24 protein-coding genes are annotated in these 25,169 nt (G+C 62.8%); 13 read left to right on the forward strand and 11 right to left on the reverse strand.

Features of this window, described 5'->3' with window-relative positions:
• Positions 1 to 7 precede the first annotated feature (7 nt).
• From IEV75_RS04095 to ilvD, 3 genes are read left to right on the forward strand one after another with little or no spacing between them, the layout of a single operon-like run.
• Entirely contained in the window at positions 8 to 955 is a 948-nt protein-coding gene (locus tag IEV75_RS04095; RefSeq protein WP_188451286.1) for a homoserine kinase, read from the forward strand.
• Positions 952 to 2,271, forward strand: coding sequence for a threonine synthase (gene thrC / locus IEV75_RS04100; RefSeq protein WP_188451287.1), 1,320 nt, complete (start codon positions 952 to 954; stop codon positions 2,269 to 2,271). Before IEV75_RS04095 ends, thrC begins: the two co-directional genes overlap by 4 nt.
• On the forward strand, positions 2,271 to 3,962 hold the full coding sequence (ilvD, locus tag IEV75_RS04105) for a dihydroxy-acid dehydratase (RefSeq protein ID WP_188451288.1): 1,692 nt from the start codon (positions 2,271 to 2,273) through the stop codon (positions 3,960 to 3,962). The genes thrC and ilvD overlap by 1 nt, the downstream gene beginning before the upstream one ends.
• Here ilvD and IEV75_RS04110 read toward each other — a convergent pair.
• On the reverse strand, positions 3,959 to 5,047 hold the full coding sequence (locus IEV75_RS04110; RefSeq protein WP_188451289.1) for a lycopene cyclase family protein: 1,089 nt from the start codon (positions 5,045 to 5,047) through the stop codon (positions 3,959 to 3,961). The two genes, ilvD and IEV75_RS04110, sit on opposite strands and share 4 nt — an antisense overlap.
• A gap of 135 nt (positions 5,048 to 5,182) precedes the next feature.
• On the opposite strand from IEV75_RS04110, the gene IEV75_RS04115 reads away from it, so the two are divergent.
• The 3 genes from IEV75_RS04115 (at position 5,183) to IEV75_RS04125 (ending at position 9,242) form a co-directional block, all read left to right on the forward strand.
• Positions 5,183 to 6,085: an alpha/beta fold hydrolase gene (locus tag IEV75_RS04115; protein WP_188451290.1), complete on the forward strand. Its 903-nt coding sequence runs from the start codon at positions 5,183 to 5,185 to the stop codon at positions 6,083 to 6,085.
• Positions 6,086 to 6,117: 32 nt separating this feature from the next.
• Positions 6,118 to 8,034, forward strand: a complete 1,917-nt coding sequence (locus IEV75_RS04120; RefSeq protein WP_188451291.1) for an N-acyl-D-amino-acid deacylase family protein — start codon at positions 6,118 to 6,120, stop codon at positions 8,032 to 8,034.
• A 74-nt stretch (positions 8,035 to 8,108) separates the two neighbouring features.
• Positions 8,109 to 9,242: a pyridoxal phosphate-dependent aminotransferase gene (locus IEV75_RS04125; protein WP_188451292.1), complete on the forward strand. Its 1,134-nt coding sequence runs from the start codon at positions 8,109 to 8,111 to the stop codon at positions 9,240 to 9,242.
• 3 nt (positions 9,243 to 9,245) lie between these two features.
• Here IEV75_RS04125 and IEV75_RS04130 read toward each other — a convergent pair whose 3' ends face one another.
• Positions 9,246 to 10,163 carry an acyl-CoA thioesterase gene (locus IEV75_RS04130; protein WP_188451293.1) on the reverse strand — a complete coding sequence of 306 codons (918 nt, stop codon included), beginning with the start codon at positions 10,161 to 10,163 and terminating at the stop codon, positions 9,246 to 9,248.
• A gap of 179 nt (positions 10,164 to 10,342) precedes the next feature.
• Here IEV75_RS04130 and IEV75_RS04135 point away from each other — a divergent pair, with 179 nt between their 5' ends.
• The gene (locus IEV75_RS04135) at positions 10,343 to 11,113 is read left to right on the forward strand and encodes an EAL domain-containing protein (RefSeq protein ID WP_188451294.1); all 771 of its coding nucleotides are present in this window, start codon (positions 10,343 to 10,345) and stop codon (positions 11,111 to 11,113) included.
• Here the strand turns inward: IEV75_RS04135 and IEV75_RS04140 are convergent.
• The 3 genes from IEV75_RS04140 to IEV75_RS04150 are packed head-to-tail and all read right to left on the reverse strand — an operon-like array spanning position 11,110 to position 15,873.
• Entirely contained in the window at positions 11,110 to 12,291 is a 1,182-nt protein-coding gene (locus IEV75_RS04140; protein WP_188451295.1) for an osmoprotectant NAGGN system M42 family peptidase, read from the reverse strand. The genes IEV75_RS04135 and IEV75_RS04140 overlap by 4 nt on opposite strands.
• 15 nt (positions 12,292 to 12,306) lie before the next feature.
• Entirely contained in the window at positions 12,307 to 14,076 is a 1,770-nt protein-coding gene (gene ngg / locus IEV75_RS04145; RefSeq protein WP_188451296.1) for an N-acetylglutaminylglutamine synthetase, read from the reverse strand.
• Positions 14,077 to 14,100: 24 nt separating this feature from the next.
• Positions 14,101 to 15,873: an N-acetylglutaminylglutamine amidotransferase gene (locus IEV75_RS04150; protein ID WP_188451297.1), complete on the reverse strand. Its 1,773-nt coding sequence runs from the start codon at positions 15,871 to 15,873 to the stop codon at positions 14,101 to 14,103.
• 248 nt (positions 15,874 to 16,121) lie between these two features.
• Here IEV75_RS04150 and IEV75_RS04155 point away from each other — a divergent pair, with 248 nt between their 5' ends.
• The 3 genes from IEV75_RS04155 to IEV75_RS04165 all read left to right on the forward strand — a co-directional run bounded on the left by IEV75_RS04155 (position 16,122) and on the right by IEV75_RS04165 (position 17,734).
• Complete coding sequence (locus IEV75_RS04155) at positions 16,122 to 16,307, forward strand: CsbD family protein (protein ID WP_188451298.1); 186 nt, start codon at positions 16,122 to 16,124, stop codon at positions 16,305 to 16,307.
• A gap of 152 nt (positions 16,308 to 16,459) precedes the next feature.
• The gene (locus IEV75_RS04160; protein ID WP_188451299.1) at positions 16,460 to 17,212 is read left to right on the forward strand and encodes a Crp/Fnr family transcriptional regulator; all 753 of its coding nucleotides are present in this window, start codon (positions 16,460 to 16,462) and stop codon (positions 17,210 to 17,212) included.
• Between the two features lie 96 nt (positions 17,213 to 17,308).
• Entirely contained in the window at positions 17,309 to 17,734 is a 426-nt protein-coding gene (locus tag IEV75_RS04165) for a hypothetical protein (protein WP_188451300.1), read from the forward strand.
• A gap of 55 nt (positions 17,735 to 17,789) precedes the next feature.
• Here the strand turns inward: IEV75_RS04165 and IEV75_RS04170 are convergent, their stop codons facing one another.
• The 3 genes from IEV75_RS04170 to IEV75_RS04180 form a co-directional block, all read right to left on the reverse strand.
• Positions 17,790 to 18,569 (reverse strand): PRC-barrel domain-containing protein, encoded by a 780-nt coding sequence (locus IEV75_RS04170; protein WP_188451301.1) that lies wholly within the window; start codon positions 18,567 to 18,569, stop codon positions 17,790 to 17,792.
• Positions 18,570 to 18,714: 145 nt separating this feature from the next.
• Entirely contained in the window at positions 18,715 to 18,888 is a 174-nt protein-coding gene (locus IEV75_RS04175) for a DUF1328 domain-containing protein (RefSeq protein ID WP_188451302.1), read from the reverse strand.
• A gap of 18 nt (positions 18,889 to 18,906) precedes the next feature.
• Entirely contained in the window at positions 18,907 to 19,677 is a 771-nt protein-coding gene (locus tag IEV75_RS04180) for a response regulator (protein ID WP_188451303.1), read from the reverse strand.
• 200 nt (positions 19,678 to 19,877) lie between these two features.
• Here IEV75_RS04180 and IEV75_RS04185 point away from each other — a divergent pair, with 200 nt between their 5' ends.
• The 3 genes from IEV75_RS04185 to IEV75_RS04195 are packed head-to-tail and all read left to right on the forward strand — an operon-like array spanning position 19,878 to position 22,474.
• On the forward strand, positions 19,878 to 20,090 hold the full coding sequence (locus tag IEV75_RS04185) for a NepR family anti-sigma factor (RefSeq protein ID WP_188451304.1): 213 nt from the start codon (positions 19,878 to 19,880) through the stop codon (positions 20,088 to 20,090).
• Between the two features lie 3 nt (positions 20,091 to 20,093).
• Positions 20,094 to 20,717: a sigma-70 family RNA polymerase sigma factor gene (locus IEV75_RS04190; RefSeq protein ID WP_188451305.1), complete on the forward strand. Its 624-nt coding sequence runs from the start codon at positions 20,094 to 20,096 to the stop codon at positions 20,715 to 20,717.
• A 5-nt stretch (positions 20,718 to 20,722) separates the two neighbouring features.
• Positions 20,723 to 22,474 carry a sensor histidine kinase gene (locus tag IEV75_RS04195; protein WP_188451306.1) on the forward strand — a complete coding sequence of 584 codons (1,752 nt, stop codon included), beginning with the start codon at positions 20,723 to 20,725 and terminating at the stop codon, positions 22,472 to 22,474.
• Here IEV75_RS04195 and IEV75_RS04200 read toward each other — a convergent pair.
• Genes IEV75_RS04200 through IEV75_RS04210 form a run of 3 tightly spaced genes read right to left on the reverse strand, consistent with a single transcriptional unit; the run spans position 22,471 to position 25,131 of the window.
• Positions 22,471 to 23,079: a hypothetical protein gene (locus IEV75_RS04200; RefSeq protein WP_188451307.1), complete on the reverse strand. Its 609-nt coding sequence runs from the start codon at positions 23,077 to 23,079 to the stop codon at positions 22,471 to 22,473. The two genes, IEV75_RS04195 and IEV75_RS04200, sit on opposite strands and share 4 nt — an antisense overlap.
• A gap of 54 nt (positions 23,080 to 23,133) precedes the next feature.
• Positions 23,134 to 23,814, reverse strand: coding sequence for a gamma-glutamyl-gamma-aminobutyrate hydrolase family protein (locus IEV75_RS04205; RefSeq protein WP_233351761.1), 681 nt, complete (start codon positions 23,812 to 23,814; stop codon positions 23,134 to 23,136).
• A gap of 15 nt (positions 23,815 to 23,829) precedes the next feature.
• Complete coding sequence (locus tag IEV75_RS04210) at positions 23,830 to 25,131, reverse strand: ATP-grasp domain-containing protein (RefSeq protein WP_188451309.1); 1,302 nt, start codon at positions 25,129 to 25,131, stop codon at positions 23,830 to 23,832.
• Positions 25,132 to 25,169: the final 38 nt, after the last annotated feature.

Raw genomic sequence — 25,169 nt, forward strand, 5'->3', positions numbered from 1 at the left:
GCGCGCGATGACAGACATCGCAAGAGCGAGTGCGCCGGCCAGTATCGGTAATGTGGGGCCGGGTTTTGACATTCTCGGGCAGGCGTTTGACGCGTTACAGGACGTGGTCACGGCCCACCGCGAGCCAGAGCCCGGCGTGCGTCTCGGCAAGGTTTCCGGCCGGTTGACCCACCTGCCTGACACAGCGGAGCGTAACACTGCACTGGCAGCGGCAAAGGCCCTGCTGGATTCGGCTGGCGCGAAGTTCGGCGTCAGGCTGGACATCGAAAAGGGTGTGCCGCTGAGCGCGGGCATGGGCGGGTCTGCCGCGTCGGCCGTTGCCGCAGCCGTCGCCGTCAACGCGTTGCTGGACAAGCCCTGTCCTCATGAAGAGCTATTGCTGTTCAGCCTTGAGGGAGAGCGCGTTTCCTCCGATCCGCCCCCTTGGGACAATGTCATGGCCAGCCTGCTGGGCGGTCTGGTCATCGCCGCAAGGCTGGAGGCCGGTCAGGTGCGCCGCATCCCGGCACCATCGGGTCTCGTCTCCATCATCGCCCATCCCGATGCCGAGATCGAAACCCGCGCAGCACGCGGAATCTTGCGCCCGTCCGTCGCCATGGAAACGGTTGTGGACCATTCGCGGCGTCTGGCGGCCTTCGTCGCTGGATGTGCCGCCGACGATCATGAGCTGATCCGGGCAGGGCTGGAGGATGTGCTGGTCGAGCCCCAGCGGCGGTACCTGTTGCCAGCCCTTCCTGCTGTCAAGGCCGCCGCCCTGGAGGCCGGCGCGCTGGGATGTTCATTCTCCGGCTCGGGACCATCCATGTTTGCCTGGTGCGCGCAAGGCGACCGGGCGGGCGTTGAAGCTGCAATGTGCGCGGCGTTTGCCGCGGAAGGACAGCCGGCCCGCGCCTATCACGCACCGATAAATTCACGCGGTGCGAGGCTTGAGCCGGTCTCGGAGGCGGTGGGGTGAAATATGTCTCCACGCGCGGTGGTCAGCCCGTCAGGCTGAGCGAGGCGATTTGCCAGGGTGGCGCGCCGGGGGGTGGCCTTTTCGTGCCGCAATCCCTGCCACGCATAGCGCCTCGCGATCTTGAAGCGGAGCTGCCGCTCGCAGACCTGGCCGTGAGGCTTCTGGAGCCGTTCTTTGCGGACGATGCGCTTGAAGCGTATCTGCCGGCACTCTGCTCGCAAGCTTTCGACTTCCCCGTGCCTCTCACAATTCCTGATCCGGCAAGGCCGGGCCTGCGCGCGCTGGAGCTGTTCCACGGGCCAACAGGCGCGTTCAAGGATTTCGGCACGCGCTTTCTCATGGGTGCGCTGGACCATCTTGCCGGGAGCGGAAATCCGTTCACGGTTCTTGTGGCAACATCCGGTGATACTGGCGGCGCGGCCGCACAGGCGGCCGAAGGCCGCAAGGGCGTGCAGCTGGCCGTTCTGTACCCGAAGGGACGGGTCTCCCCGTTTCAGGAGCATCAGCTGACCTGCTGGAATGCGCCGGTGCGCGCCTTTCGCGTGCACGGTGATTTCGATACCTGTCAGGCGCTGGTAAAGCAGGCATTCGCCGATGATGCGCTGGTACGGCGATTCCGGCTTACCTCCGCCAATTCGATCAATATCGTGCGGCTTTTGCCGCAGATGGTCTATCTGGCCGAGGCGTCCCTGAGAGCGTGGCGCAGCAGCGGCACTATCCCTGGACTGATCATTCCAAGCGGCAATCTCGGGCACGGCCTGGCAGCGCTCTATGCCCGCGCCATCGGCCTGCCCATAGGCCCTGTCGTAATCGCAACCAACGCCAATGCGACATTGCACGACTGGAACCGGACAGGCGTATACCGGCCGCGGCCATCGGTCGTCACGCTGGCGAACGCCATGGATATCGGCACGCCGAGCAATTTCGAGCGCCTTGACCATCTGGCCTCAGACCAGCGCGCCATCAGTGTGGAACGTGTCGATGACGATGCCATCCGTGCCCGGATCCGGAACGATTTCGAGCGCACCGGCTATATCTGGTGTCCTCACTCCGCCATCGCTGCCGAGGCCTGGCACCGGCTGCCGGAGGCCGCTCGCGAACAACGCGTCTGGATAGCGGCAGCTACGGCGCACCCGTACAAGTTTGCTGACATCGTGGAGCCACTGATCGGACAGGCCGTGCAGCCGAGCGCGCCGCTTGCGGCGGTGATGGGCAGACCCTCGACTGTCGACGAGATGAAGGCCGGCATGGACGCCCTGACGGCGGCCCTGTCCGGGGCCTTTTTCACGCCGGCAATTCCTGAAGGAGCTGTATAATGGCCATACCGGGAAAGTCACCGTCGCGAACCCTGATTGAGGGACCAAGCCGCGCTCCGGCCAGGGCCATGCTGCGGGCGGCAGGCTATGATGACGAGGCGATGGCCAAACCGATGATCGCCATTGTGAATACCTGGACCAGCGTCACGCCCTGCAACATGCATCTGAACACGCTCGCGGACCATGCGCGCGAGGGCATACTGGCGGCAGGCGGCACGCCGGTAGACTTCAACACCATCGTGGTCACTGACGGGATTGCGATGGGTACCGAGGGCATGCGCGCCAGCCTGATGAGCCGCGAGTGTGTGGCCGATTCAGCCGAACTGGCCGTACGCGGACATTGCCTGGATGCGGTGCTGTTCCTGGCCGGATGCGACAAGACGATACCGGCAGCCGCAATGGCGGCAGCCCGTCTCGATCTGCCCAGCGTCATACTCTATGGCGGGTCAATCATGCCAGGGCAGCTTCGCGGCAAACCCGTTACCATACAGGATGTGTTCGAGGCCGTCGGCGCTTGTGCGGCCGGCAGGATCAGCGAGGCGGAGCTGGGTGAAGTGGAGCGGCAGGCCTGCCCTGGAGCAGGCGCGTGCGGCGGACAGTTCACTGCCAACACCATGGCATTGGCGCTGACCTTCCTGGGCCTGTCACCGATGGGGCTGAACGATATTCCGGCTACCGACCCCAGAAAGCCGGATGCTGCGCGACGGGCCGGAGAGCTCGTCGTCGAAGCGTTCCGTGAAGGGCGCAACGCCCGCCGCTTCGTGACACCGGCATCCTTGCGCAATGCCGCCGCGGCCGTCAGCGCAACGGCCGGATCCACCAATGCCGTCCTGCACCTGGTAGCGATTGCCCGCGAAGCCGGGCTGGACCCGTCCGCATTCGGAATCGATGCCTTCGACGCCATATCGCGCGCCACGCCGGTAATCGCCGACCTGAAGCCGGGCGGACGTTATATGGCACCGGACATGGCGCGCGCCGGAGGCTCGCCCTTGCTTGGCCGCCGGTTGATGGAGGCCGGACTGATCACCGACACGCCGGCCATCACCGGCGACAACCTGTTTGCGCTAGTATCCGGCGCACAGGAAGCCGCCGGACAGGATGTGATCCGCGAGGCGGGCGCTCCGCTCAAGGCGCGTGGCGGATTTGGCATCCTCTACGGCGATCTTGCGCCGGAAGGATGCGTTGCCAAGCTGGCTGGACACGACCGGCTTGCCTTCGAAGGGCCCGCCCGCGTGTTCGACAATGAGGATGCCTGTTTCGCCGCTGTCCAGGCCGGGCAGATCGCCAAGGGGGATGTCGTCGTCATCCGCTATGAAGGTCCGGCCGGCGGGCCGGGCATGCGTGAAATGCTGGCCGTCACGGCCGCCATCCAGGGCGCGGGGCTGGGTGATGATGTGGCATTGATAACGGATGGCCGCTTCTCCGGCGCCACCTATGGCTTCATGGTCGGCCATGTCGCGCCGGAAGCGGCCCGTGGCGGCCCGATCGCCTTCCTTCAGGACGGTGACCGTATCCGGATAGATGTCGACGCCCAGCGCATCGACACTGACGCGGATCTGGCAGCGCGCGCACGTGCAGGATTCGCCCCGCCAGAGCCGCGCTATCGATCCGGAGCCTATGCAAAATATGCCGCGCTGGTGTCATCGGCATCCGATGGTGCAGTGACATCCTTCCCCTTTGCCAGGCCCTAACGCCCGGCCCAGAGAAGCTGAAGGCTGTCCAGAAACGTGCCGCTTCCGTCCAGCGCCCTGACGAGGCTATCGCCTTTTGTCCGCCGGGCCATGGTGACGAGACGCGCCGGCCGGCTTGCCAGGCTTCCGATGACGGCACGGCCTGCCAGCCGTGTCAGCGCCGCCTGCGCCTGCAGTCCGGGTGGCGGACGTCCGTTGGTAAGTGCCTCGAAGGCGCGTCCCGCCCAGTCAGCTGCGCGCCGGGCATCACGGCCCGAAGCGCCGACAAGCGCAAGCCCCGCGCCCCGGCTGCCGGCACGATGAACAAGACCGGTAAAAGCAGGCCAGCGGTCCGGGAGCCCGACCGGGCTGGCGCTGCGTGTGCGCAGGCCGATATCGGCATCGGCCCCGTTTACGATCCGGTCCAGCGCCGTATCGAAATCCGGACGGCGCTCATCTGCTGCCGGCGCGATGCGCACCGCCTCGATAATCGCGTGATCGGCGGCCAGCGGCAGAATAGTCTCAAACACCAGCGCGCGGCCCTCCTTGCGCAGACGGTGCACGAGACTGGCCGTCTGCGGCTCAAAGAGCCCCGGGCCGGTGCGCACTTCCGCCCGTACGCCGGTGCGAACCCACGGCGCGCGGCCCAGCAATTCGGCCCCTGCGGGCCGCGTATCAATGACCCGCGCAGCCGACACAGCGCCCTCAGAGGTTTCCAGCCGGACAAGCCCCCCCGATGTGTGCATGGCATCGAGTGTCACGCCGGTGCGCAGCTGGACGTCCTGACTGGCGCTTATTGTATCGACCGCCCGCTGCACCATACCGTCGCCCCGCATGAGGCCGTAGCGCCCGTTCACGAACCGCCGCGACACGGCAAGATAGCCGGCGCCCACCCGCCAGGCGGGCCAGCTAGCGGCAAAGACCGCGCGCGGCCTGCCTTGCTCATACCAGCTCCAGCTGCCCGCCGAGACACGGATTTGCGCGGCCTGCTCAAGCAGCTCGACGCGGATCCGGCGACGGGCCGATACGGCCAGCCGCTCTGCCAGGAGCAGCCCGGCAAGCCCCGCACCGATAATGATCACATCCACGTCGGGGCGCACGCGCATGACCTCCTGAACCGCGCGGCTACCATTCCCAATACAGCCAGTGACGGCAATAGGGCAAAACCTGTTGAGCGATCTGTCAGCGAACACTAGGCTCAGGCTATCACGCTGTGCTGCCGGAACCCGGAACCCTGTGTCATGTCCCTCTCCCCCGCGTTGAAAGCCTGGCAGGAGCAGAGTCTGTCCTGGTCATGGAAGGACCAGCCGATTGCATACTGGAAGGGCGGGGACTGGGCGCATGACGACCGGCCGGTCCTGCTACTGATCCATGGCTTTCCCACCGCCTCGTGGGACTGGTCGGCGCTGTGGGAACCGCTCGCCAGGCATTTCCGCCTCTTGGCCGTCGACATGATCGGGTTCGGGTTTTCTGCCAAGCCCGCCGCCTACGGCTATTCCATAATCGATCAGGCCGATCTCCATGCCGGCCTGTGCGAAACACTGGGCATCCACGAATGTCATGTGCTGGCCCATGACTATGGCGACACAGTCGCGCAGGAGCTGCTTGCCCGGCATAACGAGGGCGAGGCTGGCACGCCCGAGCTGCAATCGGTCGTGTTCCTGAATGGCGGGCTGTTTCCGGAAACTCACCGCGCCACCTTCAACCAGAAACTGCTGCATTCACCGATCGGCTTTCTGGTATCGCGCCTGATGAGCGAGGCGCGGTTCAATGCCGGTTTCAGCGAGGTGTTCGGACCGCAGACGAAGCCGGACGCAGCCGAGCTGAGGGATTTCTGGGCACTGGTGGAGCATAATGGCGGGATGAAGCCGATAGGTCACAAGCTGATTTGCTATATCGCCGAGAGGCGCCGTAATCGGGAACGATGGGTCGGAGCACTGGCGTCAGCACGCATTCCATTGCGGGTGATCGATGGCGGCGCGGACCCGGTATCGGGCGCACATATGGTCGCGCGTTACCGCGAGCTGGTGCCTGATCCCGATACGGTGATCCTTGAGGGCATTGGCCATTACCCGCAGGTAGAGGCGCCGGAAGCAGTGCTTGAGGCATTTCTGGAATTTCACCGCAAGGCGCATACACTCTAGCCAAAGCACAAGAATGCCGGGAGGAGATATTCATGACGGCCAGCAAAGACTGGGACATTTTGATCCGCGGCGGGCTGGTCATTGATGGCAGCGGCGGGACGCCGATGACGGGCGACATCGCAATTGCCGATGGCCGCATCGCCGAACACGGCACCAGCCTGGACCCGGCACGCGCCAGCGAGGTTATCGAGGCTCAAGGCCAATGGGTAATGCCCGGCCTTCTCGACATCCATACGCATTACGATCTGGAAGTTGAACTGGACGCCGGCCTGCCGGAATCGGTGCGGCACGGCACCACGACCGTGCTGATGTCCAATTGCTCGCTGGGCATCTGCTTTGGCAATCAGCGCCGTAATGGCGAGGATCCGATCGTGGATTGCTTCGCCCGCGTGGAGAACATGCCCAAGCATGTTCTGCGCAAGGCAGCAGACCTCGCCACCTGGTCAACGACAGCGGAGTATCTTGATCATCTCGATACGCTGAAGCTGGGCGTCAACGTGATCCCGATGGTCCCCCATTCCATGCTGCGCGCCGAAGTCATGGGTCTGCGCACCAGTGTTTCACGCGATCCGAGCGAGGAGGAGCTGCAGCGCATGGAGAGCCTGCTGGAAACGGCAATGGCAGAAGGCTATGTCGGCTTCTCCACCGATGCCCTTCCCTTCCATTTCCTGGCCGAAGACCCGAACCGCAAGACGAAGATTCCCTCCCAGTTCGGCAGCTACAGGGAGTTGAAGCGCCTGACGGCGATCCTGCGGCGCTGGGGACGCATGTGGCAGGCAACGCCGCCCAAGGACAATCCGGCTGAAGTGTTCCGCAATTTTCTGCTGACCAGCGGACGCGCGCACGGCAAGCCGCTGAAAGTCACCGCCGTGGCGGCGATGGACGTGGCGGCGAACCGCAACCTCGTCAAGCTTGCGAAAATCCTCACCCGGCTTCTCAATTCCACCCTGTTCAACGGGCATTTCCGCTTTCAGGCACTCGCGGCACCTTTCCGGCTGTATTGGGACGGCCCGGTCAATCCGCTGGCGGAGGAAATTCCGGAGCTGCGTGAACTCAATGAGCCCGATCTTGAGGACCGAGAAGCGCGCCTGCGCATCCTGGCTGATCCGGACTATCAGCAACGCTTCGCCGCCATGTGGATGCACGGCAAGCAGGGCGGTATTGCCGGCCTGAAGCGCAAGATGCGCGCCGAGCAGATGGCCTTCGACCGTGACCTGGCGCAAATGGTTTTCCATTCGGGCTGTCCTGCGGACTGGGTAGGCGAAACGTTCGAGGACGTGTTCAAGCGCTATCAGGTCAGCTTTGGCATGCCTGATGTCATCCGCTCCGAAGAGGAGCGTGCGGCGTTCGAGGCCCTGCCGTTAATGGCGACCACGCCGGATGAGGGCGAGCCGTATTTCGTGCTCGGCCTGTTCCAGCTTTACGACACGGATTTGCGCTGGTGGACGATCTCGGCCAACCGGGACATGGAGGTCGTGAAGAAGCTGCTCACCGATCCGCAGATATTCCCGGGCTTCAACGATTCCGGTGCGCACCTGACCAATATGGCCTTCTATGATGGCAATCTGCGCTGCCTGCAGCTGGCGCAAATGGAGGGGCTTGAACGGGTTGCCGCGCAGGTGAAGCGGCTGACGCGCGATCCGGCAGACTTTATCGGCATCGAGGCCGGGCGGATCGGCACGGGCGATATTGCCGATATCGCCATCATCGATCCCGAAGCCCTCAAAACCTACGATTCCGATGCGGGGCTGAAGTTCATCCATCGCGACGTGTTCGACCATGAACAGCTGGTCAACCGCTCCGACGGCGTGGTCAGCCATGTGATCGTCGGTGGCGGCGTGGTCTGGCGCAACGGAGCATTCACCGCAGCTCACGGCAAGACGAAGCTGGGGCGCGCCCTGCGCCACCGCGACGCGGGTGCCGCTGCACTGAAGACGGCGGCTGAGTAAGCCGGCGCAGCCGGCTCCCGCCACTTCGTGCATCAGGGCTTTTGCGAAGACTGTTTGGCGGCTAGACAGGCCGCATGACAACCCGCATCGAACCGTTCAAGGCCATCGCCATTTCAGAGCTTGCCCATCGGCTGAAAGCCGATGGAAAGCCCGTCATCCACATGGAGTTCGGCCAGCCGTCTACCGGCGCGCCGCAAGCAGCCATCGACACCGCGCATGCTGTGCTGGACAGCGACGCAATGGGCTATTGGGAGAGCGCGCGTTTGCGCGAGCGGATCGCCCGCCACTACCATGAGCGCTACGGCGTGGAGATCGCGCCGGACCGGGTCCTCCTGACCGCAGGCGCGTCACCGGCCCTCCTGTTGTCCATGCTGGCAGGTCTTGAGCCGGGCGCGCGCATCGCGATGGCACGGCCGGGCTATGTCGCCTACCGCAACACGGTGAGAGCCGTGCACCTGGAAGCGGTCGAGATCGACTGCGGGCCGGAAACACGCTTTCAGCTCAGCGCACAGATGATCGCGGACATGGATCCCGCGCCAGCCGGTATTGTGATCGCCAGCCCGGCTAACCCGACCGGCACGATACTGCCCCCTGACGAGATGGAAGCCATCGCAGCGATCTGCCGGGATCGCGGTATACGGATTATCTCTGACGAGATCTATCACGGCCTGTCCTATGGCATGCCTGCGGCGAGCGCGCTGCAGTTCGACGAGACGGCCTTCATCGTCAACAGCTTCTCCAAATACTATTCCATGGTGGGGTGGCGGCTGGGCTGGGTCATCGCGCCGGCCGACCGGGCCGATCTGGCGCGCGCCTATCGCGGCAATCTGTTCCTGACACCGCCATCCTTGAGCCAGCACGCGGCGCTGGCCGCGATGGATTGCAGGGCGGAGCTGGATGCGCATGTCGAGACGTACCGGGCCAACCGCGCCGTCCTTCTGGAAGCCTTGCCACGTATGGGACTGACATCCATCGCGCCGCCGGACGGGGCGTTTTATATCTGGGCCGATATCGGCCATCTGACCGACAATTCGATGGCGTTTTGCGAGCGCCTGCTACGCGAGACGTTTGTCGCAACTGCGCCGGGCGTGGACTTTGACCCGGTCAATGGACACCGCTTCATGCGGATAAGCTTTGCCGTATCGACGCCGCAGGTGAAGGAAGCAATCCAGCGCCTTGAGCCGTGGTTCGGGGCGCTGACACGATAGTCCCTACTTCTTCCGGATACGGATAAGCCCTTCCTGCGCCGTGGAGGCAACCAGCTTGCCATCCTGAGTGAACAGGCGTCCGCGATTATAACCGCGGCCGGCGCCAGCCCACGGGCTGTCCGTGGCGTAAAGCAGCCACTCATCCATGCGCACAGGGCCGTGAAACCAGACCGCATGGTCAAGGCTTGCCGATTGCAGGCCCGGCGAAACCCAGCTAACCGCGTGCGGCTGCATGGACGTACCCAGAAGGGCCATGTCGGAGGCATAGGCCAGTGCCGCCCGGTGCAACAGCGGATCATTCCCGAGATCACCACGCACGCGGAACCAGATATGGCGGACCGGCTCCAGCTTTGACGGATTTCCGGGAGACCAAGGACCGACAGGACGAAGCTCAATCGGACGCGGGCGCGTCACCATCTGGTAGAAGCCGGCGGGCAGGCTTTCTCGCTGCTCTTCGGCGAGTTCGGCTTCACTTTTCAGGCTGTCCGGCCCCGGCACATCGGGCATTGAGTCGGCGTGCGACAGGCCTTCCTCGGTGCGCTGGAAGGAGGCCGCCATGTTCAGGATTGGCTGACCCTTCTGCATCGCGATGATACGGCGCGTTGAAAAGCTGCCGCCATCAAAGTCGCGCTCCACGCGGTAGATGATGGGGAAGTTCTCATCGCCTGCCCGCATGAAATAGGCATGCAGCGAATGGATGGAGCGATCCCCGTCCACCGAGCCGGAGGCCGCCATCAGGGCCTGGCCGACCACCTGGCCGCCAAAGACGCGCCCCTTTCCGCCGGGATTGCGCGGACCGCGATAAAGATCGGTATCAATCTCCTCGACACGCAGGAGCCGGGCAAGCCCGTCGGCAAGGCCCTGAACGTCCTGGCTGTCGACGGGTGCAGGTTCGCTCTGGCGAGCGGGGTCATATTTCATGGGCAATGTCCGGACTGATTTATGCTGCGATGCAAAACACATCTTAGCAGTTTTTGCCACAGCGCAAGCCCTGCTCCCTGCAGGGCAGGCTCGATAGTTAAAAAGCACATTAGCTGTAATAGTTTATTATAACTCCACGCTTACCGTCCCGGGCGATTTCAGCTTCACGGACACACCTCATGCCCTGTTCTGCATGCCGCGGCGGCGTAAAGGCGCCCTTCGACTTCACGATGGCGTTCCACCCGATCCTCGACATCGAGGCGCGCCGGGTGTGGGCCTATGAAGCGCTGGTGCGCGGGCCGGAGGGCCAGGGCGCGGGCTGGGTACTCGATCAGGTCACCGCGGAGAACCGCTATGCGTTCGACCAGTCCTGCCGGGTGAAGGCCATCGAATTGGCATCAGAATTATTCAATGAGGCGGATGGCCCGATATTGTCCATCAACTTCCTGCCGAACGCCGTTTACGTGCCGGCCGCCTGCATCCGCGCCACGCTGGACGCGGCCGACCGGACAGGCTTTCCCGTCAACCGGATCATGCTGGAGTTTACCGAAGGCGAGAAGATGGAAGATGTTGATCACGTCAAATCCATCATCCGGGAATATCAGGCCCGCAACCTTATCACGGCGATTGACGATTTCGGGGCCGGGTTTTCCGGCCTCGGCCTGCTGGCAGAGTTCGGCCCTGATGTCATCAAGCTGGATATGGGCCTGGTACGCAATGTGCACGCCGACCGGGGACGGAGCGCAATCCTGAAAGGCATTATAGCCACCGCCGGGCTTCTCGACCTGAAAGTGGTCGCCGAGGGCATAGAAACTATTGAGGAGTTCGAAGCCCTTCGGGCACTCGGAATCAATCTCATGCAAGGCTTCCTGTTTGCCCGTCCGGTCACCGGCGGGCTGCCAGACATTCATTGGCCGGAACCGGCGTACAAGCGGGCGGCAAACGGCTAGCCCTTGCCGCCTTCCGAGGGACGCCCGGGGGCATCATCTCGCCCGTCCCAGCTTTCCTCGTCAGCCGGTTCCATCGGCAGGCCGGTGAATCCTTTGAGGGAATCGGAGAGCGGTTCAGCATCACGGCGGATCTCCACACGCGAAGCAGCATAGGCGTGAATCAGGCGGGCGACGGAATGCAGGGCGTGCATGTGGATGCGCTCATAGCCGTGACTGGCATCAATGCCGAAGGTCACCAGCCCCGTGCGCACATCGGCACCGGCCTCGATCGCGGCCGCTGAATCGGAGCGGTAATAGCGGAATATGTCGCGCTGGTGCTCGATCTCCTCCTCGCGGCACAGGCGCAGAAGCTTCTGGGTGAGATGATAGTCGAACGGGCCGGTCTGGTCGGCCATGGCGATCGTCACGCCAAACTCCCGGCTGTTCTGGCCCGGGGCGGTGGTGCCATTATCGATCGTTATCATGGAGGCAATGTCGTGGGTCAGGACCGAACTCGCCCCGTGACCGACCTCTTCGGTAACCGAGATCAGGAAATAGGTGTCGACGGCAAGCTGGACCTCGCCTTCGACCAGCGCCTTGATGGCAGCAAACATCGCCGCGACGCCGGCCTTGTCGTCAAGGTGGCGTGAGACCACAAAGCCATTGTCAAGAAACTCCGCCTGCGGATCAATGGCGACGAAATCGCCGATATTAAAGCCGAGCGCCGCCAGGTCACTGCGGCTTTCGGCTACCACGTCAGGGCGGAGCTCGACCTGGCTCCAGGCCACGGGCTGGGTGTCCACCTCCTCGTTGAACGTGTGGCCGGATGCCTTCAACGGCAGGATCGTACCCCGGAACGCCCCGTGTTCGGCGGTAAACACGGTGCAGCGTGCACCTTCGGCGAAGCGCGAGGACCAGTGTCCGATGGGGACAAGCTCCATGCGCCCGTTATCCTTGAGGAACTTCACTTGCGCGCCGAGCGTGTCAACATGGGCGATCAGGGCCCGCGCCGGCTGGCGGCGGCCGCCCTGCAGCTTCGCCCGGATCGCCCCGCGCCGTGTGATCTCATAGCTGACGCCCAGCCGGTCCAGCTCTGCGCAACATACGCGCGTCACCGCATCAGTGTAGCCGGTCGGGCTCGGAGTTTCCAGCAAGGTCTTGAGAAAGCTGGCAATATAGGTGTCGTCAATCAAAGGCATTGCATCGGCTTTCTATTACTCAGGGCGGCCCGCCGATAACGGGAAGAGCAGATCGACAAAGCGCTCGGCCGTCGGCTGGGGTTCGTGATTGGCGAGACCCGGACGTTCATTGGCCTCGATGAAGACATGATAGTCGCCTGCCGGATCTGTGACGATAAAGTCCATGCCTGCCACCGGAATATCAATAGCACGCGCTGCCTTCAGCGCGCTGGCCGCGATGGCTGGCCCGAGTTCGGCTGTCACGTCATGCAGCGTGCCACCGGTGTGCAGATTGGCCGTCCGGCGTACCCTCAGGCGCGTTCCGCGCGGCAAGACATCGTCCATGCCGAAACCTCCGGCACGGACACACCGGGCGGTCTCGTCGTCCAGCGGTATGCGCGACTCCCCTTGCGTAGCTGCAGCCCGGCGCCGGGAGAGGCGCTCAATCAGCTCACGGACGGTGCGCTCGCCATCCCCGAGGATTTCGGGCGGTTTGCGCAAGGCGGCGGCAACCACTTCATCATTGATCACCACAACACGCAGATCATCACCCTGCACGCACTCCTCTATCAGGACATCGGGGCTGATGCTCGCCGCATGCTTGAGTGCCGCGTCCATATCCGCAGCTGTTTCAATCCCCACAACAACGCCGCGTCCCTGCTCCCCGCGCGCGGGCTTGACCACGACCGAGCCGCATTCTTCAAGAAACGCCATGCGCTCTGCCTCGTCCGCGCGGGCGCTGAGCTGGCGCGGCACCGGCACGCTGGCCGCTTCCATCAGCCTGCGGGTAACCGCCTTGTCGTCGCACCGGCTCATCGCAACCGCGGTGGTGAGTTCGGACAGCGACTCCCGGCATGTGACCGCTCGGCCACCCCAGCTCAGCCGGAAAAAGCCGCCTTCAGCGTCCAGCACCTCGACGCCGATACCGCGGCGGCGCGCCTCGTCAACAATTATGCGGGCATAGGGGTTGAGCTGTTCCTCGGGAGGCGGACCGATAAAAAGCTTCTCATTGATCGTATTCTTGCGCTTGAGCGTGAATACCGGAATGCGCTTGAAGCCCAGCTTTTCATAAAGCGCGATGGCGGATTCATTGTCATGGAGCACTGACAGATCGAGGAAGGCCGCGCCCCGGGCCTGGAACAGCTCTGCCAGACGGCGCACCAGCGCCTCCCCAATGCCGGGCTGGCTGGCGCGCGGATCAACCGCCAGGCACCAGAGCGAGGAACCGTGAGCCGGATCCTTGAATGCCCGGCTGTGATCCACGCCGGTAATGGCGCCGAGAATCTCGCCGGTATCGTCGTGCTCGACGACGAGGACCGTCAGAGTGCGGCTGTCACGCTGGCGCCAGAAAAACTCCGGATCGACCGGTACCATGCCACGGGCGCGGTATATCCGGTTTACAGCCTTGGCGTCGGCCTCAGAGCACAGGCGCCGTACGAAATAGCCCCGCGAGGGCGTCCTGCCGGAACGGTAGGTGGCCAGATCAAGCCGGTAGGTATGCGACGGGTCCAGGAACAGCTCCTGGGGTGCCGCGGCCAGCACGACGTGGGGGTCGCGGATATAGAACGCGATGTCGCGCTTGGTGCTTTCCTCGCTTCTCAGCACATCGACCAGCGCTTCCGCACTTTCAAACGTCTGCGCGAAGGCGAGCCTGCCCCAGCCGCAATCCACAACCACGTTGGCGGGCAGGGATGGGGGTGCCGCGTCATCAGCACCCGGAATGGCGGCGCGCATCGACTGGTCGCGCATGCGCTTCAGACGATGGCCCATAGGGTTGCGCTTGCCGGACTTGCGTGGCTGGCTCATGGGCCGCCTCCGATCTCCTTGCATTTACACATTGTGCGCTTCGAGCCACATGGCCAGCAAGCCGATCTGGTAGAGCTTGGAGCCTCGCAAGGGCGTTATGTGGGCTTCCGGATCATCAAGCAGCCGGTTGACATAGTCATCGCGGACAATGCCCCGCCCGCGGAAGCTGTCAGACGTCACGGCCTCACGCACACGCTCCAGATAGGGGCCCCGCAGGTATTTCAGCGCGGGCACAGGGAAATAGCCCTTGGGCCGGTCAATCACCTCGGATGGTATCACATCGCGGCCGACATCCTTGAGGATGCCCTTGCCGCCATCGGCAATCTTGAGCTCCGCCGGCACGCGCGCCGCCAGCTCGACGACCTCGTAGTCCAGGAAGGGTACACGCGCTTCCAGCCCGAAGGCCATGGTCATGTTGTCAACGCGCTTGACGGGATCATCCACCAGCATGATCTCGGTATCGATCCGCAAAGCCTTGTCTATAGGCCGCTCGGCACCGGCTTGGGCAAAGTGCTGGGTTACAAACTTCCGGGCGAAATCGCCATCGGCCCAGCCCTCGTGCAGCAACTCGCCCATCTCTGCGCTGTCGCGGTCAAAAAATGCCCGGGCGTAGGTATCCACCGCATTGTTGGCGTCCAGCATTGGCGGATACCAGTGATAGCCGGCAAAGATCTCATCGGCGCCCTGACCGGACTGCACCACCTTCACGTGCTTGGAGACCTCCTCGCTGAGGAGGAAGAAGCCGACACAGTCGTGGCTGGTCATCGGCTCGCTCATGGCGCCGATTGCGCGTTCAAGAGCGGGCAATGCACGAGCGGTATCGATACGGATCTGATGATGATCAGTCTCGAAGCGCCTGGCGATAATATCCGAATACTGAAATTCGTCGCCAGCTTCCTCTCCAACGCTTTCAAATCCGATGGAGAAGGTTTTCAGGCCGGTCTGTCCGGCCTCGGCCAGCAGACCGACGATCAGGGAGCTGTCCAGGCCGCCTGACAGGAGCACACCGACGGGCACGTCTGCGACCAGCCGCCGTTTCACGGCCAGCCGCATGGCATCGGCAACGCGCTCCTTCCATTCGCCGCGCGAAAGGCCGGCCTCGTCATCGCGCGGGCCGAAAGGCAGGGTCCAGAAGCGCCGCTCGCTTCGGGTGCCATCGGGTTCGATACGCAGAAGCGTCGCCGGGGGCAGCTTGCGCACGCCCTTCAATATGGTCCACGGGGCGGGAACGACGGCGTGGAAGGAGAAGTAGAAATTAAGCGCCTGCGGATCGAGCGAGGTGTCGATATCGCCAAAGGCAAGCAGTGCCGGCAAGCTCGACGCAAACCGGAAAGCCCCTTGCGTCTCGCTATAATAGAGCGGCTTGATGCCCAGACGGTCGCGGCCGATCAGTACACGTCCTGAATCCCGCTCGACGATGGAAAACGCAAACATGCCGTTGAGCCGCTGGACGAAGTCCTCGCCCCAGGCGTGGTAGCCCTTCAGCAGGACCTCTGTATCGCCATCAGAGAAGAATCGATAGCCCTTCGCCTCCAGCTCGGCGCGCAATTCCTTGTGATTATAGATGCAGCCATTGAATACGGCAGACAGTCCAAGCTCGGAATCCACCATGGGCTGCTGGGCGGCGTCGGTGAGATCGATAATTTTCAGCCGGCGGTGACCCAGCGCGGCTGCGCCCTGAACATAGAGCCCGCCAGCGTCCGGGCCGCGCGGGGTCATGCGCCCAGTTACTGCCTGTAGCGCCGAGATGTCAGCGGGCTGTCCGTCAAAGCGCAATTCACCGGCAATACCGCACATATAAAATGCCTCCTCAAATCAATACTGATGAAAAATCCGGGTGAGCCGCCAGAGATGGCGTCAAGTGATCCAGATATGATGCCGCAGCCCAAGATCAACCGTATGCGGCAGGAGCGCAAACAGCTGCTTTGGGACCCTACACCATCTAACGCCGCACTTTCCAACACGATCCATCCGGCCTGACAGTTTTCAGCGGAACTGGCGGGCAGACACAGCGTTTACAGACAGGGCGAAAAATGGAGATCGACATGAATTCCGATGAGATCAAAGGCAAATGGAAGCAGCTGACCGGCGATGTGAAAAGCCGTTGGGGCAAGCTGACCGATGACGATCTGGCCGAGATTGACGGCGAGAAAGACAAGCTGGTCGGCAAACTTCAGGAAAAATACGGCAAGTCCCGCGAGGAAGCCGAAAAGGAGCTTGAAAACTGGTAGTCTTGACAGTCTGCCGACAGCCGCGCCTCTGCGCCCGCCCCCGTGGCGGGCGCTCTTGTTTTGCAGGAACGGGAACCGGCATTTGCGTCCGGGCGTAAATACCGGGAGCTTCCGGATAGACAGGCGCGCTGGCGCCGAGGGAGACACTGGAAATGACAAGCCCTGTGATCTTGCGCCTGCGCCATCACGGCAAGCTGGGTGATGGCGCCGCAGACGCGCTGCTTTCATGCAGGAAGCGTAACCGTCTTGTGGAACCCGGACAATGCCTGATGCGGCAGGCTGAAGAGATGAATGCCCTGTTCTGGATAGAAAGCGGCTGGGCCATGCGCCACCGCAATCTGGCCAATGGCCGCCGTCAGATACTCAACCTCCTGCTGCCCGGCGATATTTGCGATCTCCAGGGCCTGATCCATACCCGCGCAGATCATTCGGTAACGGCCATGACGCCCGTCATGCTGTGCGAGGTGGATGCCGGGCGGTTTCTGGACCTTCTGCATAATGACGGCCAGTTGGCCGCCTCCCTGTTGTGGAGCGTCGTGCAGGAAGAGGGAATCTTGCGCGAACACATCGTGCGGATCGGCAGGCGCAGCGCGCGGATCCGGCTGGCCCACCTGCTGCTGGAGCTGGTCAGGCGCCAGGCGCTGGGGGGCGGCCCCAGTGACGGGCTGATCGAGATTGCACTGACACGGGAAGTGATGGCCGACTGCCTGGGCCTGACCCCGGTACACATATCGCGCACGCTCAGCGAGCTGCGGCGGGATGGTCTGGTCACGCTGGAGCCTCAGGGCCGCCTGCGGATCAGCGATATCGACGCCCTCGCGCGGCATGCCGACTACGATACGCGCTATCTGCATCTGGCCCGGCCAGATCATGTCCTGGACCGCGCGGGCGGCGCGCAGGCCTGAGCGGCAATACGCAATCTATGTTAGCGCGCCTTGCGCGGACGGCTGATAGGGGAAACGGGCACCAGACAAAGGAGCAGGCGGCAATGCCGCCAGCCAATGCCCGTTTCCAAACCTACCCTCGCTGTCCGCCTCCACAGGTACGGCTTTCTGCTGACTGCGGACCTCGTGGCTGCGGGCAGCGCGTTGAACCGGATTCTGGCTGACGCTTCCGCGAACGACGCTGACGGGCAGATCTCCAGCCGGGAACGCGAACTGTTCCGCCTGTTTACCGCCGGCCTTCAGCAAGCCTCACCCCATGCGAAAACCAATCTGCGGCATCTTCCGGCATTAGCGCCGGCCAGCCCGGCTTCGTTTGCGGCCGCCCTGTGGGGCTTGCCATTTCCTGCACGGGCCGCCCTGATACTGGTTTGCGTCGAGGGATTTTCTCTGGCGGAAGCCGCCTTCATTCTCGACTTGCCACTTCATCGGGCCGAGCAGTGCATGCTGAACGGGCTTTTCACCCTGCGGCCGGACGCTGAATGAAAACGGCCCCCGCGCCGTCATGCGCGGGGGCCGCTGTAACCGGAGGGAGATTGCCCTAGCGGGCGTCGTCCTCCGCCGTGATCTGCTCGATATCGCTTTGCGTGATCGAGCGGGCATGGACTTCCCAACCGTCACCATTGTGCTCGAGCGACAGGGTGGAAAAGGCAATACGGCCCGTTTCACCCAGCATGTTGAAGAAGCCGCTATCGCGGACGATGGCATATTCGGCGCGTCCATCAGCGCTCAGCTCCAGGTCCCGGATGACAGCAATCGCCTCACCATCAGCACCATGAATTTCGGCTCCGGACAGGTCTGAATAGTAAAGCGCCGTGTCGGAACGCTCCTCGACGAGCTCAAGAGACATGGCAGCGCGCTGTCCTTCCGCCACAGCTTCCATTTCAGCTTCGGTCACATTGGCCTCGACGACGATTTCACCATCATCAAGATCATGGCTTACCGAAGCAGACACCGCATCGACTTCGATCTCATCGCCAAAGACGCCAAGAAAGCCACCATGGGCCACGACGATGGCCTCGACCTCGCCATCGGTGCTCATGCGCAGATCGCGGATGGGGACGGAGCCGCCCTCATATTCGAGGTCTGTGGTTGTAAGGGCGCGCGCCGTCAGACGCGTACGGTCCGGGACGATGGCATTTTCCAGCGCGGCGCCGGTTTCAGACGCCCAGTTGCCGGCTTCGTCCGCACGATCCTCGGCCCATTCACGGGCTTCCTGCGCGCGGTCCTGGTCTTCGGCCGGCGGTTCATCGGCAAACGCCATTGGCGCAAGCAGACCGCCAGCGGTAATAATAGTGCATGTTTTCAGAAACGTTTTCATATCCACCTCCATAGCAATCGGAGTCATATACTCCATGAAGGCTCAACGTGGATCCAAACAATACCGTTCCAGATAAAATTCATTAAAAAGCCGGATCATAATTTATGTTATGATCCGGCTTTTTAATGCTTAAAGCTATAATTACCTACACTGGCGGCCGTCCGCGGAACGCCTGAATGATGGCTGAAAGAATTGCCAGGCCCAATGCGATGACAAACAGCACCTGGGCGATTGTCGCTGCTGCTCCGGCAAGGGTCATGAAACCCAGCACAGCACACACGATCGCGATGATCAGGAAAAGCAATGCCCAGCCAAACATGGTCTCGTTCCTTCCGTATCAGGACGCTTCAGCCGGCTCGGCAGCGAAGAACAGCGCCTGGCTGATCGTCGCCGCGACGGTTTCCGGCATGAACGGTTTGGTGATGAGGTAGGTAGGTTCGGGCCGCTCACCGGTCAGCAGGCGCTCAGGGTAGGCGGTGATGAAGATCACAGGAACATCCTGCCCGGCGAGGATATCGCGGACCGCATCAATTCCCGATGAATTGTCGGCCAGCTGGATGTCCGCCAGCACGAGGCCGGGGCGGTGCTGCCCGGCCTTTTGCACCGCCTCGCTGCGCGTGCGGGCCGTATCACACACCCGGTGGCCCAGCCGTTCCACGACCGTAGCCAGATCAAGCGCAATAATCGGCTCGTCCTCGATGATGAGCACCGAGGTTGCAAGCCCCTGCTCCAGCTCTTTCTGCGCACTCAGAAGCGCGCTTTCGGCCTGCTCATGGCTGATACGCATGATTGTCGCGGCGTCCTGCACGCTGAAACCCTCAACCGAGGTGAGGAGCATGACCTGACGGTGCAAAGGCGTGATTTCCGATAGCCGCTTGTCCAGCGAGGAGGTAAAATCGGCTCCCCCGGAGCTGTCCCATGTGGCATGGAAAAGCTGATAGAGCGCAATCTTCGGGCTCTGGTCGCGGTCAAAACCCTGCGGGTTGGCCAGCACAGCTTCCAGACAGGCTCGCACATAGGCGTCACCGCTGGCCTGGGAACCTGTCAGGATACGGGCATAGCGCCGCAAATAAGGAAGATGCGGGCGGATAGCGTTCGAAAAACTCATCAGTCTCCTCCGGACGGAACTTATTTGATAACGCGTGCGGTCCATACCCGTTCCATGGCAGCTGAAAAATGCAGCGCTTTATCGGAACCCCTTTCGTGCAGCCGCGTTGTCTGGCTCGATGGGACGTAACAGCGATATGGTTCACGCGCCAATGGGACCAAGCGTGCCGCCATAATCAAGCGCAGCCGCAAAGAGCAAGTATGAGTGCAATGAACAAGTCTGATGACAAACCGGATGCGCAGGCGGTCAAGAGCCGTCAGCGTGTCATAGGTGCGCGTCTGCAGGCGGTGTACGACGATGTCGTGCGCCAGGGCGTGCCGGACGATTTCGAACAGATGCTGGCTGCCCTTGACGAGCTGGACGAGCAGTCCGGCGCTGCGGTCAAGAATGGCTCCAATGGAAATGAGGGCTGACATATGGCTAGCCCTGATTGCGATACGGCGGCGGAAGCACCAGCCGAACCTCTTCCCGTAGGCGAATTCAAGCGGGAGATGGCCGAGGCCATACCCTATATGCGCGCCTTTGCACGGTCACTGACTGGCGATGACAGCGCAGCCGACGACCTGACGCAGGATGCCCTGATGAAGGCGTGGAATGCCCGCCAGCGCTTTCGCGCCGGATCGAATTTCCGCGCCTGGATATTCACGATCGTGCGCAACCAGTTCTATTCCAACTGCCGCCGCAGCTGGCGCCAGGTGGCCTGGGATCAGGAGCAGGCCGACAGAACCCTGACCGGGCCGTCCTCCATGAACGGTGTCATGGAGCTGGACGAGACGCGGCGCGCGCTTCTGGAGCTTCCCGACGACCAAAGAGAAGCGATCATCCTGGTAGGCGCTGGCGGCTTTTCCTACGAGGAAGCGGCCAGCATTTGCGGATGTGCGGTCGGCACGGTGAAAAGCCGGGTCAGCCGGGCACGTTCTGCCCTGGCTGCCATCCTGGAAACCGGGCCAAGGCAGCGCTCTGCCGGTGACGACGTCAAACCCTCGCAGTCGGCCGAGCTGATCATGGCAGAGGTAAAATCCCTCACCTCGGGGGCCTGACGGCATTGCTGGGGGGGTTATCGGAAGCGCTGGAAAACGGATCGCGCAGGGGTCTGCGCATTCAGCTGCTGGCCGTGCTGGTGCTGGCGCTGATGCCTTTGCTCATCCTGTCGAGCGTCCAGGGCATCATGGAGTATGAGCAGCAGCGCGAGCGCGAGATCGGACGCCTGCACACAGCGGCGCTATCCGCCTCCGAGGCTATAACGGCCGCGTTCTCGCGCGCTGACGGCAAGGCGGGGGCGCTTGCCTCATGGTCCTTTGCCCTGATGGACGACCCGGAATCCTGCGTCAGGACATTGCGGCATATGGCAGAAGCCGATGTGACGGTGTCCAATATCGCCATGCTGGACAGCAATGGCGAGGTAATCTGCTCGGCGGTGCCGCCATCGGAGTCCGAACGCAATTTCAGCTCGCGTGACTGGTTTCAGGCTGTCAGCGACGGTGCGGACCGGACGCATAGCGATGTGGTTTTCGGGGCCATTTCCCAACGCCAGATCGTCCTGACCGTCCGCCGCCTGCGCGCAAATCCGGACATTGACGGCACTGACACAGACACGTTTGCCGGCGTGGTGGCGGTGGCGACCGACATGAATGCTGCGGCGCGGCTGGTCCGGCGCGAGCGGCTAGGCGCGGATGCCCAGATTGCCCTGATCAGCCGCCAGGGCGCCTTGAAGCTCGAAGGCAGTTCCATAGAGGACGATCTGTTCGAGAATGTCGCTGTCGGGACACTCCTGGAGCAGGCCCGGCCAGGCGAAGCCATTCGCGCGCAAGGGACAGGGGTGCGGCCAGGCTATGAGGTGATAGTGGCCGCACTGATCCCGGAAAGGCTGGGAGTGGCCATTGCGGCACCAGCACGTGTGTTCGAGAGCTGGAGCGGCGTCAGCGTCATCAGCACATTCGCCATCCCTGCCTTGATGACCTTGCTGGTACTGGTCTGTGTGTGGGTGGCGGTGGATTATTTCATCCTGCGCTGGCTGACCTATCTTCAGCGCATCGCGCAGCTCTACGCCGCCGGCCGGCTCGACCTGGTCCCCCAGCGCGCGCGCAAGGCTCCGCGTGAAGTAGCGCGCCTTGCCGCCGTCATGGAGCAGATGGCCGCCTCGCTCGATGAGCAGCGCACAGAGCTTGCCGAAGCCGTTGACCAGCGCTCCGGCCTGCTGCGTGAGATTCATCACCGGGTTAAGAACAATCTCCAGGTCATTGTCAGCCTTCTGAACCTGCAATCGGGCCGAATCAGCGATCCGGCCGCGGCAGAGGCGCTGATGGATGCGCGCCGGCGTATCAATGCGCTCGCCCTGGTCCACCGGAGCCTCTATGAAACCGACGACCTGCGCTTCATCGAGGTCAGCCCGTTCCTGAAGGATCTGATCGGCAACCTTGCCGAAGTACTAGGCGGGCATGACAGCACCATTGCGGTCGATGTCGAGTGCGATGATCTGGCGCTCAGCCCGGATCAGGCAGCTCCCATGGCCCTGTTCGTGACGGAAGCGGTAACGAACGCCTTCAAACACGCGTTCGCAGGCCGTGATGCCGGGCGCATCCTCGTCCGGCTGACATGCGGCGATGATGACCAGTGCGAGATTTCCATTGGCGATAACGGTACCGGGGTAAATCCGTCGGCCAGCGCGGGCACCGGTTCATCGCTGATGAATGCCTTTGCCCAGCAACTGGGCGGACGCTTCGAGACGCGCCCCAGCCCGCTGGGCGGCTATGAGGCAGCCATCTCCTTCCCCATCAGCAAGCACTGGGATAGCTAGAGCGTATCGAGATTGCAGGTGCGCACGACCACCAGGCCCGTTTCGGGCACCTGGGCCGCACATGACGCGGGCACCTGCTGGAGACCGCCCCCGGCGCCATTGATGCGGACCATCAATACCAGTCCGGTGCCGGGCGATTGCGCGATACGTTCAACCAGACCGAAACGATGACCCCGATCAGTAATCACCGGGGCGCCGGCAAGCTCCGGCGCGTGCGCTGCGGCAACGGGGATGCCTGACGCTGCCTGACGGGCAAGAAGCTCGTCTTCAGCATAGGGAATAAACGCGATACTGCGCGCGGCATCAAACCTCACATCGCTTGCATCGACGCGCACGGGCAGTGTTGACAGGAAGCGTCCCGCCATGCGCGATCGCGCACCAAGGCGCACCGTGAAGGCGGCCGGCGAGCCAGTCTCTGCGTAGTGTATCTGGTCCAGATAGGCCTCACCCTGCGCGAGCTGAACGCGCACTTCGCCCGGAGCGCTGGCTGGCGCCGCGCTTGCCGGGGTCAAGACGATCCGATCTGTCTGGGGTCCAGCCAAGGTCACCGCCGTGCTGGCGGCCAGACCGGTCAGCGCTGCTGCGATAGTGGATCCGATAGCCATATGCATCGCGTCTACCTCCGTTGAAAAGGTAAACGCACGCGCCGCCAACAGGTTTCAATTATCCGCCTGCATCCGTGTGCGGCAGGCCTGCACAAAGCGGCGGAACAGGCGGCGCATGTCTGCGCGGTGCAGCAAGAGCTCCGGGTGAAACTGAACCCCGAAACGCAATGAGCCCTCTTGTGCCTCGATTGCCTGGACACCGCCATCCTCACCGCACGCCGCTGCCGTGAAACCCGGCGCGATATTGCGTACGGCGCGCCGGTGGAGGCTGTTGACCCGAAGTGCTCCAGGACCAAAGACACTGGCAAGAAACGTGTCCGGCAGTATGTCCACCGGCTTGCGGAAAAGCGCATAGCCGATCGGGCCGCTTGGCCAGTTCCGCGTGATTTCAGGGTCGAGGCGCTGGTGAAGATCGCCTCCGGCCTTCACGTTGAGCATTTGCAGGCCCCGGCATATCCCCATGACCGGAACCGAGCGGGCAAAGGCGACCGCAAGCCAGGCCAGTTCCAGTTCGTCACGCTGCAGGTCGAACCGGCTTTCCACCTCCATTTCCGCATTATAGCGGCTTGGATGGATGTCGAGTCCCCCCAGCAGGATCAGGCCGTCAATACGCGGCGAGTTGTCATCTGGCGGCCGGCGCAGGCGGGCCGGCTTGCCCCCCGAAAGGCGGATAATGAGTGACGTCAGGGCTCCGACCAGCCGGTCACCATCCGGCGCGCCGATATATCCGATCACAGGTCTCAAAAGGGATTAGTCCATGGGCTTGTATGAAATCTCGGGTGGCAGCTTGCCGTGACGGGCGAGATGGGACGCAATGAAAAGAACGCCAAGTGCGGAGCGCGGATCATCTTCTGCCATGAGGTCGATATCAAGGTCAGACCGGTCGGTCAGGCGGAACATGATGTCGTCTATCGCTTCGCCGGCAGATTTGGCACTGCCAAGAGAGGTGAGGAACCGGCCTACCCGGTCAAGCAGGCTCTCGTCGGAAGCCTGGAGATGCTCCCACGCATCGGAGAGCTTTTCGGCGTATTCGGTCTCGGAGAATGCTTCTGACACGGCCGAGGGCATCCAGATCATGGGCACCTTCGAACGATGGCCGATCTCGGGCTGTCCGGGCTCGGAGCGTATCTCGCCAAACAGGGTCTGTTCCAGCAGCAGGCGGGGATAATCAACACCGGACAGTTTGGAATGGCGGACACCGGCCCAGAAGCGGGCATTGATCTCGATGAGAAGCGGCGTATCGCCCTCCTCTCCGGTCCACATGAAGTCAGCCTCGAACACGCCGTCCCATCCGGTCTCGCGCGCGATCCGGCGTACCGCCTCCACAAAAGGCGCAGCATCAACGGTTTCACGTACAACACCTGCGCCATGCTCCTTCGGGAATTGCTCCAGATTGGTGTAGGCCGAGCAGATCACAAGCTCGCCCTTGTTGCACAAGGCAGAGACGCAATAATCCTCTCCCGGTGCGAGCGACTGGGCTAGGATGATGTCCTTTTCCCTGATGCCAGCGGCGTAATCGTCCAATTCCCCGCGGCTCGCAACCTTGCTTATACCCCGGCCGCCTGCGCCCTCGGACGGCTTGACGAGGAAAGGATAGCTGAAGCCTTCAGGTTCCCGCAGGCCGGACTTTCCATCACCGATGATCTCGGTCGCAGGAGCCGGGATATCCGTGCCCGAGACGGTTTCGGCCAGCTTGTGCTTGGGTGTGACCCTGCCTACCGCCTGCGTATCCGGCGCTGCGATCGTGACGTTAGCGGGAAACCGGTGACTTTCACGGGCGAGAAGTTCCATCTCCTCGAAGACCGGCATGATGACAACCTGCTCGCCGGAGAAGCGCTCGCAAGCCGCAGCCAGATCATCCACGAAGTCCTGCGGGTCACTGCGATAGTCCGCCGTGACGATGGCCTCATCACAATTTTTCGAGAAGCCGAGCGGCGTCATGTCGACGCTGTCGGCTGCCACTATCCTCCCCGCGAGCTCGCGGCAGGACTCTGCCACCGTCAACGACATCAGGCTGCGGGCATAGGTGATAATCACGATCGGTTTTCTCATGTGCCGGAAACGCGCTGGCCGCAATCGGGTTCCCGATC

It is taken from the genome of Glycocaulis albus (assembly GCF_014639075.1).
Classification (GTDB): Bacteria; Pseudomonadota; Alphaproteobacteria; order Caulobacterales; family Maricaulaceae; genus Glycocaulis; species Glycocaulis albus.

What these genes read in the sequence shown, in the direction of transcription:
- IEV75_RS04095 (WP_188451286.1), top strand. Translation starts at nt 8, where the DNA reads ATGACAGACATCGCAAGAGCGAGTGCGCCGGCCAGTATCGGTAATGTG.
- ilvD (WP_188451288.1), top strand. Translation starts at nt 2,271, where the DNA reads ATGGCCATACCGGGAAAGTCACCGTCGCGAACCCTGATTGAGGGACCA.
- IEV75_RS04110 (WP_188451289.1), bottom strand. Translation starts at nt 5,047, where the DNA reads ATGCGCGTGCGCCCCGACGTGGATGTGATCATTATCGGTGCGGGGCTT.
- IEV75_RS04115 (WP_188451290.1), top strand. Translation starts at nt 5,183, where the DNA reads ATGTCCCTCTCCCCCGCGTTGAAAGCCTGGCAGGAGCAGAGTCTGTCC.
- IEV75_RS04120 (WP_188451291.1), top strand. Translation starts at nt 6,118, where the DNA reads ATGACGGCCAGCAAAGACTGGGACATTTTGATCCGCGGCGGGCTGGTC.
- IEV75_RS04125 (WP_188451292.1), top strand. Translation starts at nt 8,109, where the DNA reads ATGACAACCCGCATCGAACCGTTCAAGGCCATCGCCATTTCAGAGCTT.
- IEV75_RS04130 (WP_188451293.1), bottom strand. Translation starts at nt 10,163, where the DNA reads ATGAAATATGACCCCGCTCGCCAGAGCGAACCTGCACCCGTCGACAGC.
- IEV75_RS04135 (WP_188451294.1), top strand. Translation starts at nt 10,343, where the DNA reads ATGCCCTGTTCTGCATGCCGCGGCGGCGTAAAGGCGCCCTTCGACTTC.
- IEV75_RS04140 (WP_188451295.1), bottom strand. Translation starts at nt 12,291, where the DNA reads ATGCCTTTGATTGACGACACCTATATTGCCAGCTTTCTCAAGACCTTG.
- ngg (WP_188451296.1), bottom strand. Translation starts at nt 14,076, where the DNA reads ATGAGCCAGCCACGCAAGTCCGGCAAGCGCAACCCTATGGGCCATCGT.
- IEV75_RS04150 (WP_188451297.1), bottom strand. Translation starts at nt 15,873, where the DNA reads ATGTGCGGTATTGCCGGTGAATTGCGCTTTGACGGACAGCCCGCTGAC.
- IEV75_RS04155 (WP_188451298.1), top strand. Translation starts at nt 16,122, where the DNA reads ATGAATTCCGATGAGATCAAAGGCAAATGGAAGCAGCTGACCGGCGAT.
- IEV75_RS04160 (WP_188451299.1), top strand. Translation starts at nt 16,460, where the DNA reads ATGACAAGCCCTGTGATCTTGCGCCTGCGCCATCACGGCAAGCTGGGT.
- IEV75_RS04165 (WP_188451300.1), top strand. Translation starts at nt 17,309, where the DNA reads ATGCCCGTTTCCAAACCTACCCTCGCTGTCCGCCTCCACAGGTACGGC.
- IEV75_RS04170 (WP_188451301.1), bottom strand. Translation starts at nt 18,569, where the DNA reads ATGAAAACGTTTCTGAAAACATGCACTATTATTACCGCTGGCGGTCTG.
- IEV75_RS04175 (WP_188451302.1), bottom strand. Translation starts at nt 18,888, where the DNA reads ATGTTTGGCTGGGCATTGCTTTTCCTGATCATCGCGATCGTGTGTGCT.
- IEV75_RS04180 (WP_188451303.1), bottom strand. Translation starts at nt 19,677, where the DNA reads ATGAGTTTTTCGAACGCTATCCGCCCGCATCTTCCTTATTTGCGGCGC.
- IEV75_RS04185 (WP_188451304.1), top strand. Translation starts at nt 19,878, where the DNA reads ATGAGTGCAATGAACAAGTCTGATGACAAACCGGATGCGCAGGCGGTC.
- IEV75_RS04190 (WP_188451305.1), top strand. Translation starts at nt 20,094, where the DNA reads ATGGCTAGCCCTGATTGCGATACGGCGGCGGAAGCACCAGCCGAACCT.
- IEV75_RS04200 (WP_188451307.1), bottom strand. Translation starts at nt 23,079, where the DNA reads ATGGCTATCGGATCCACTATCGCAGCAGCGCTGACCGGTCTGGCCGCC.
- IEV75_RS04210 (WP_188451309.1), bottom strand. Translation starts at nt 25,131, where the DNA reads ATGAGAAAACCGATCGTGATTATCACCTATGCCCGCAGCCTGATGTCG.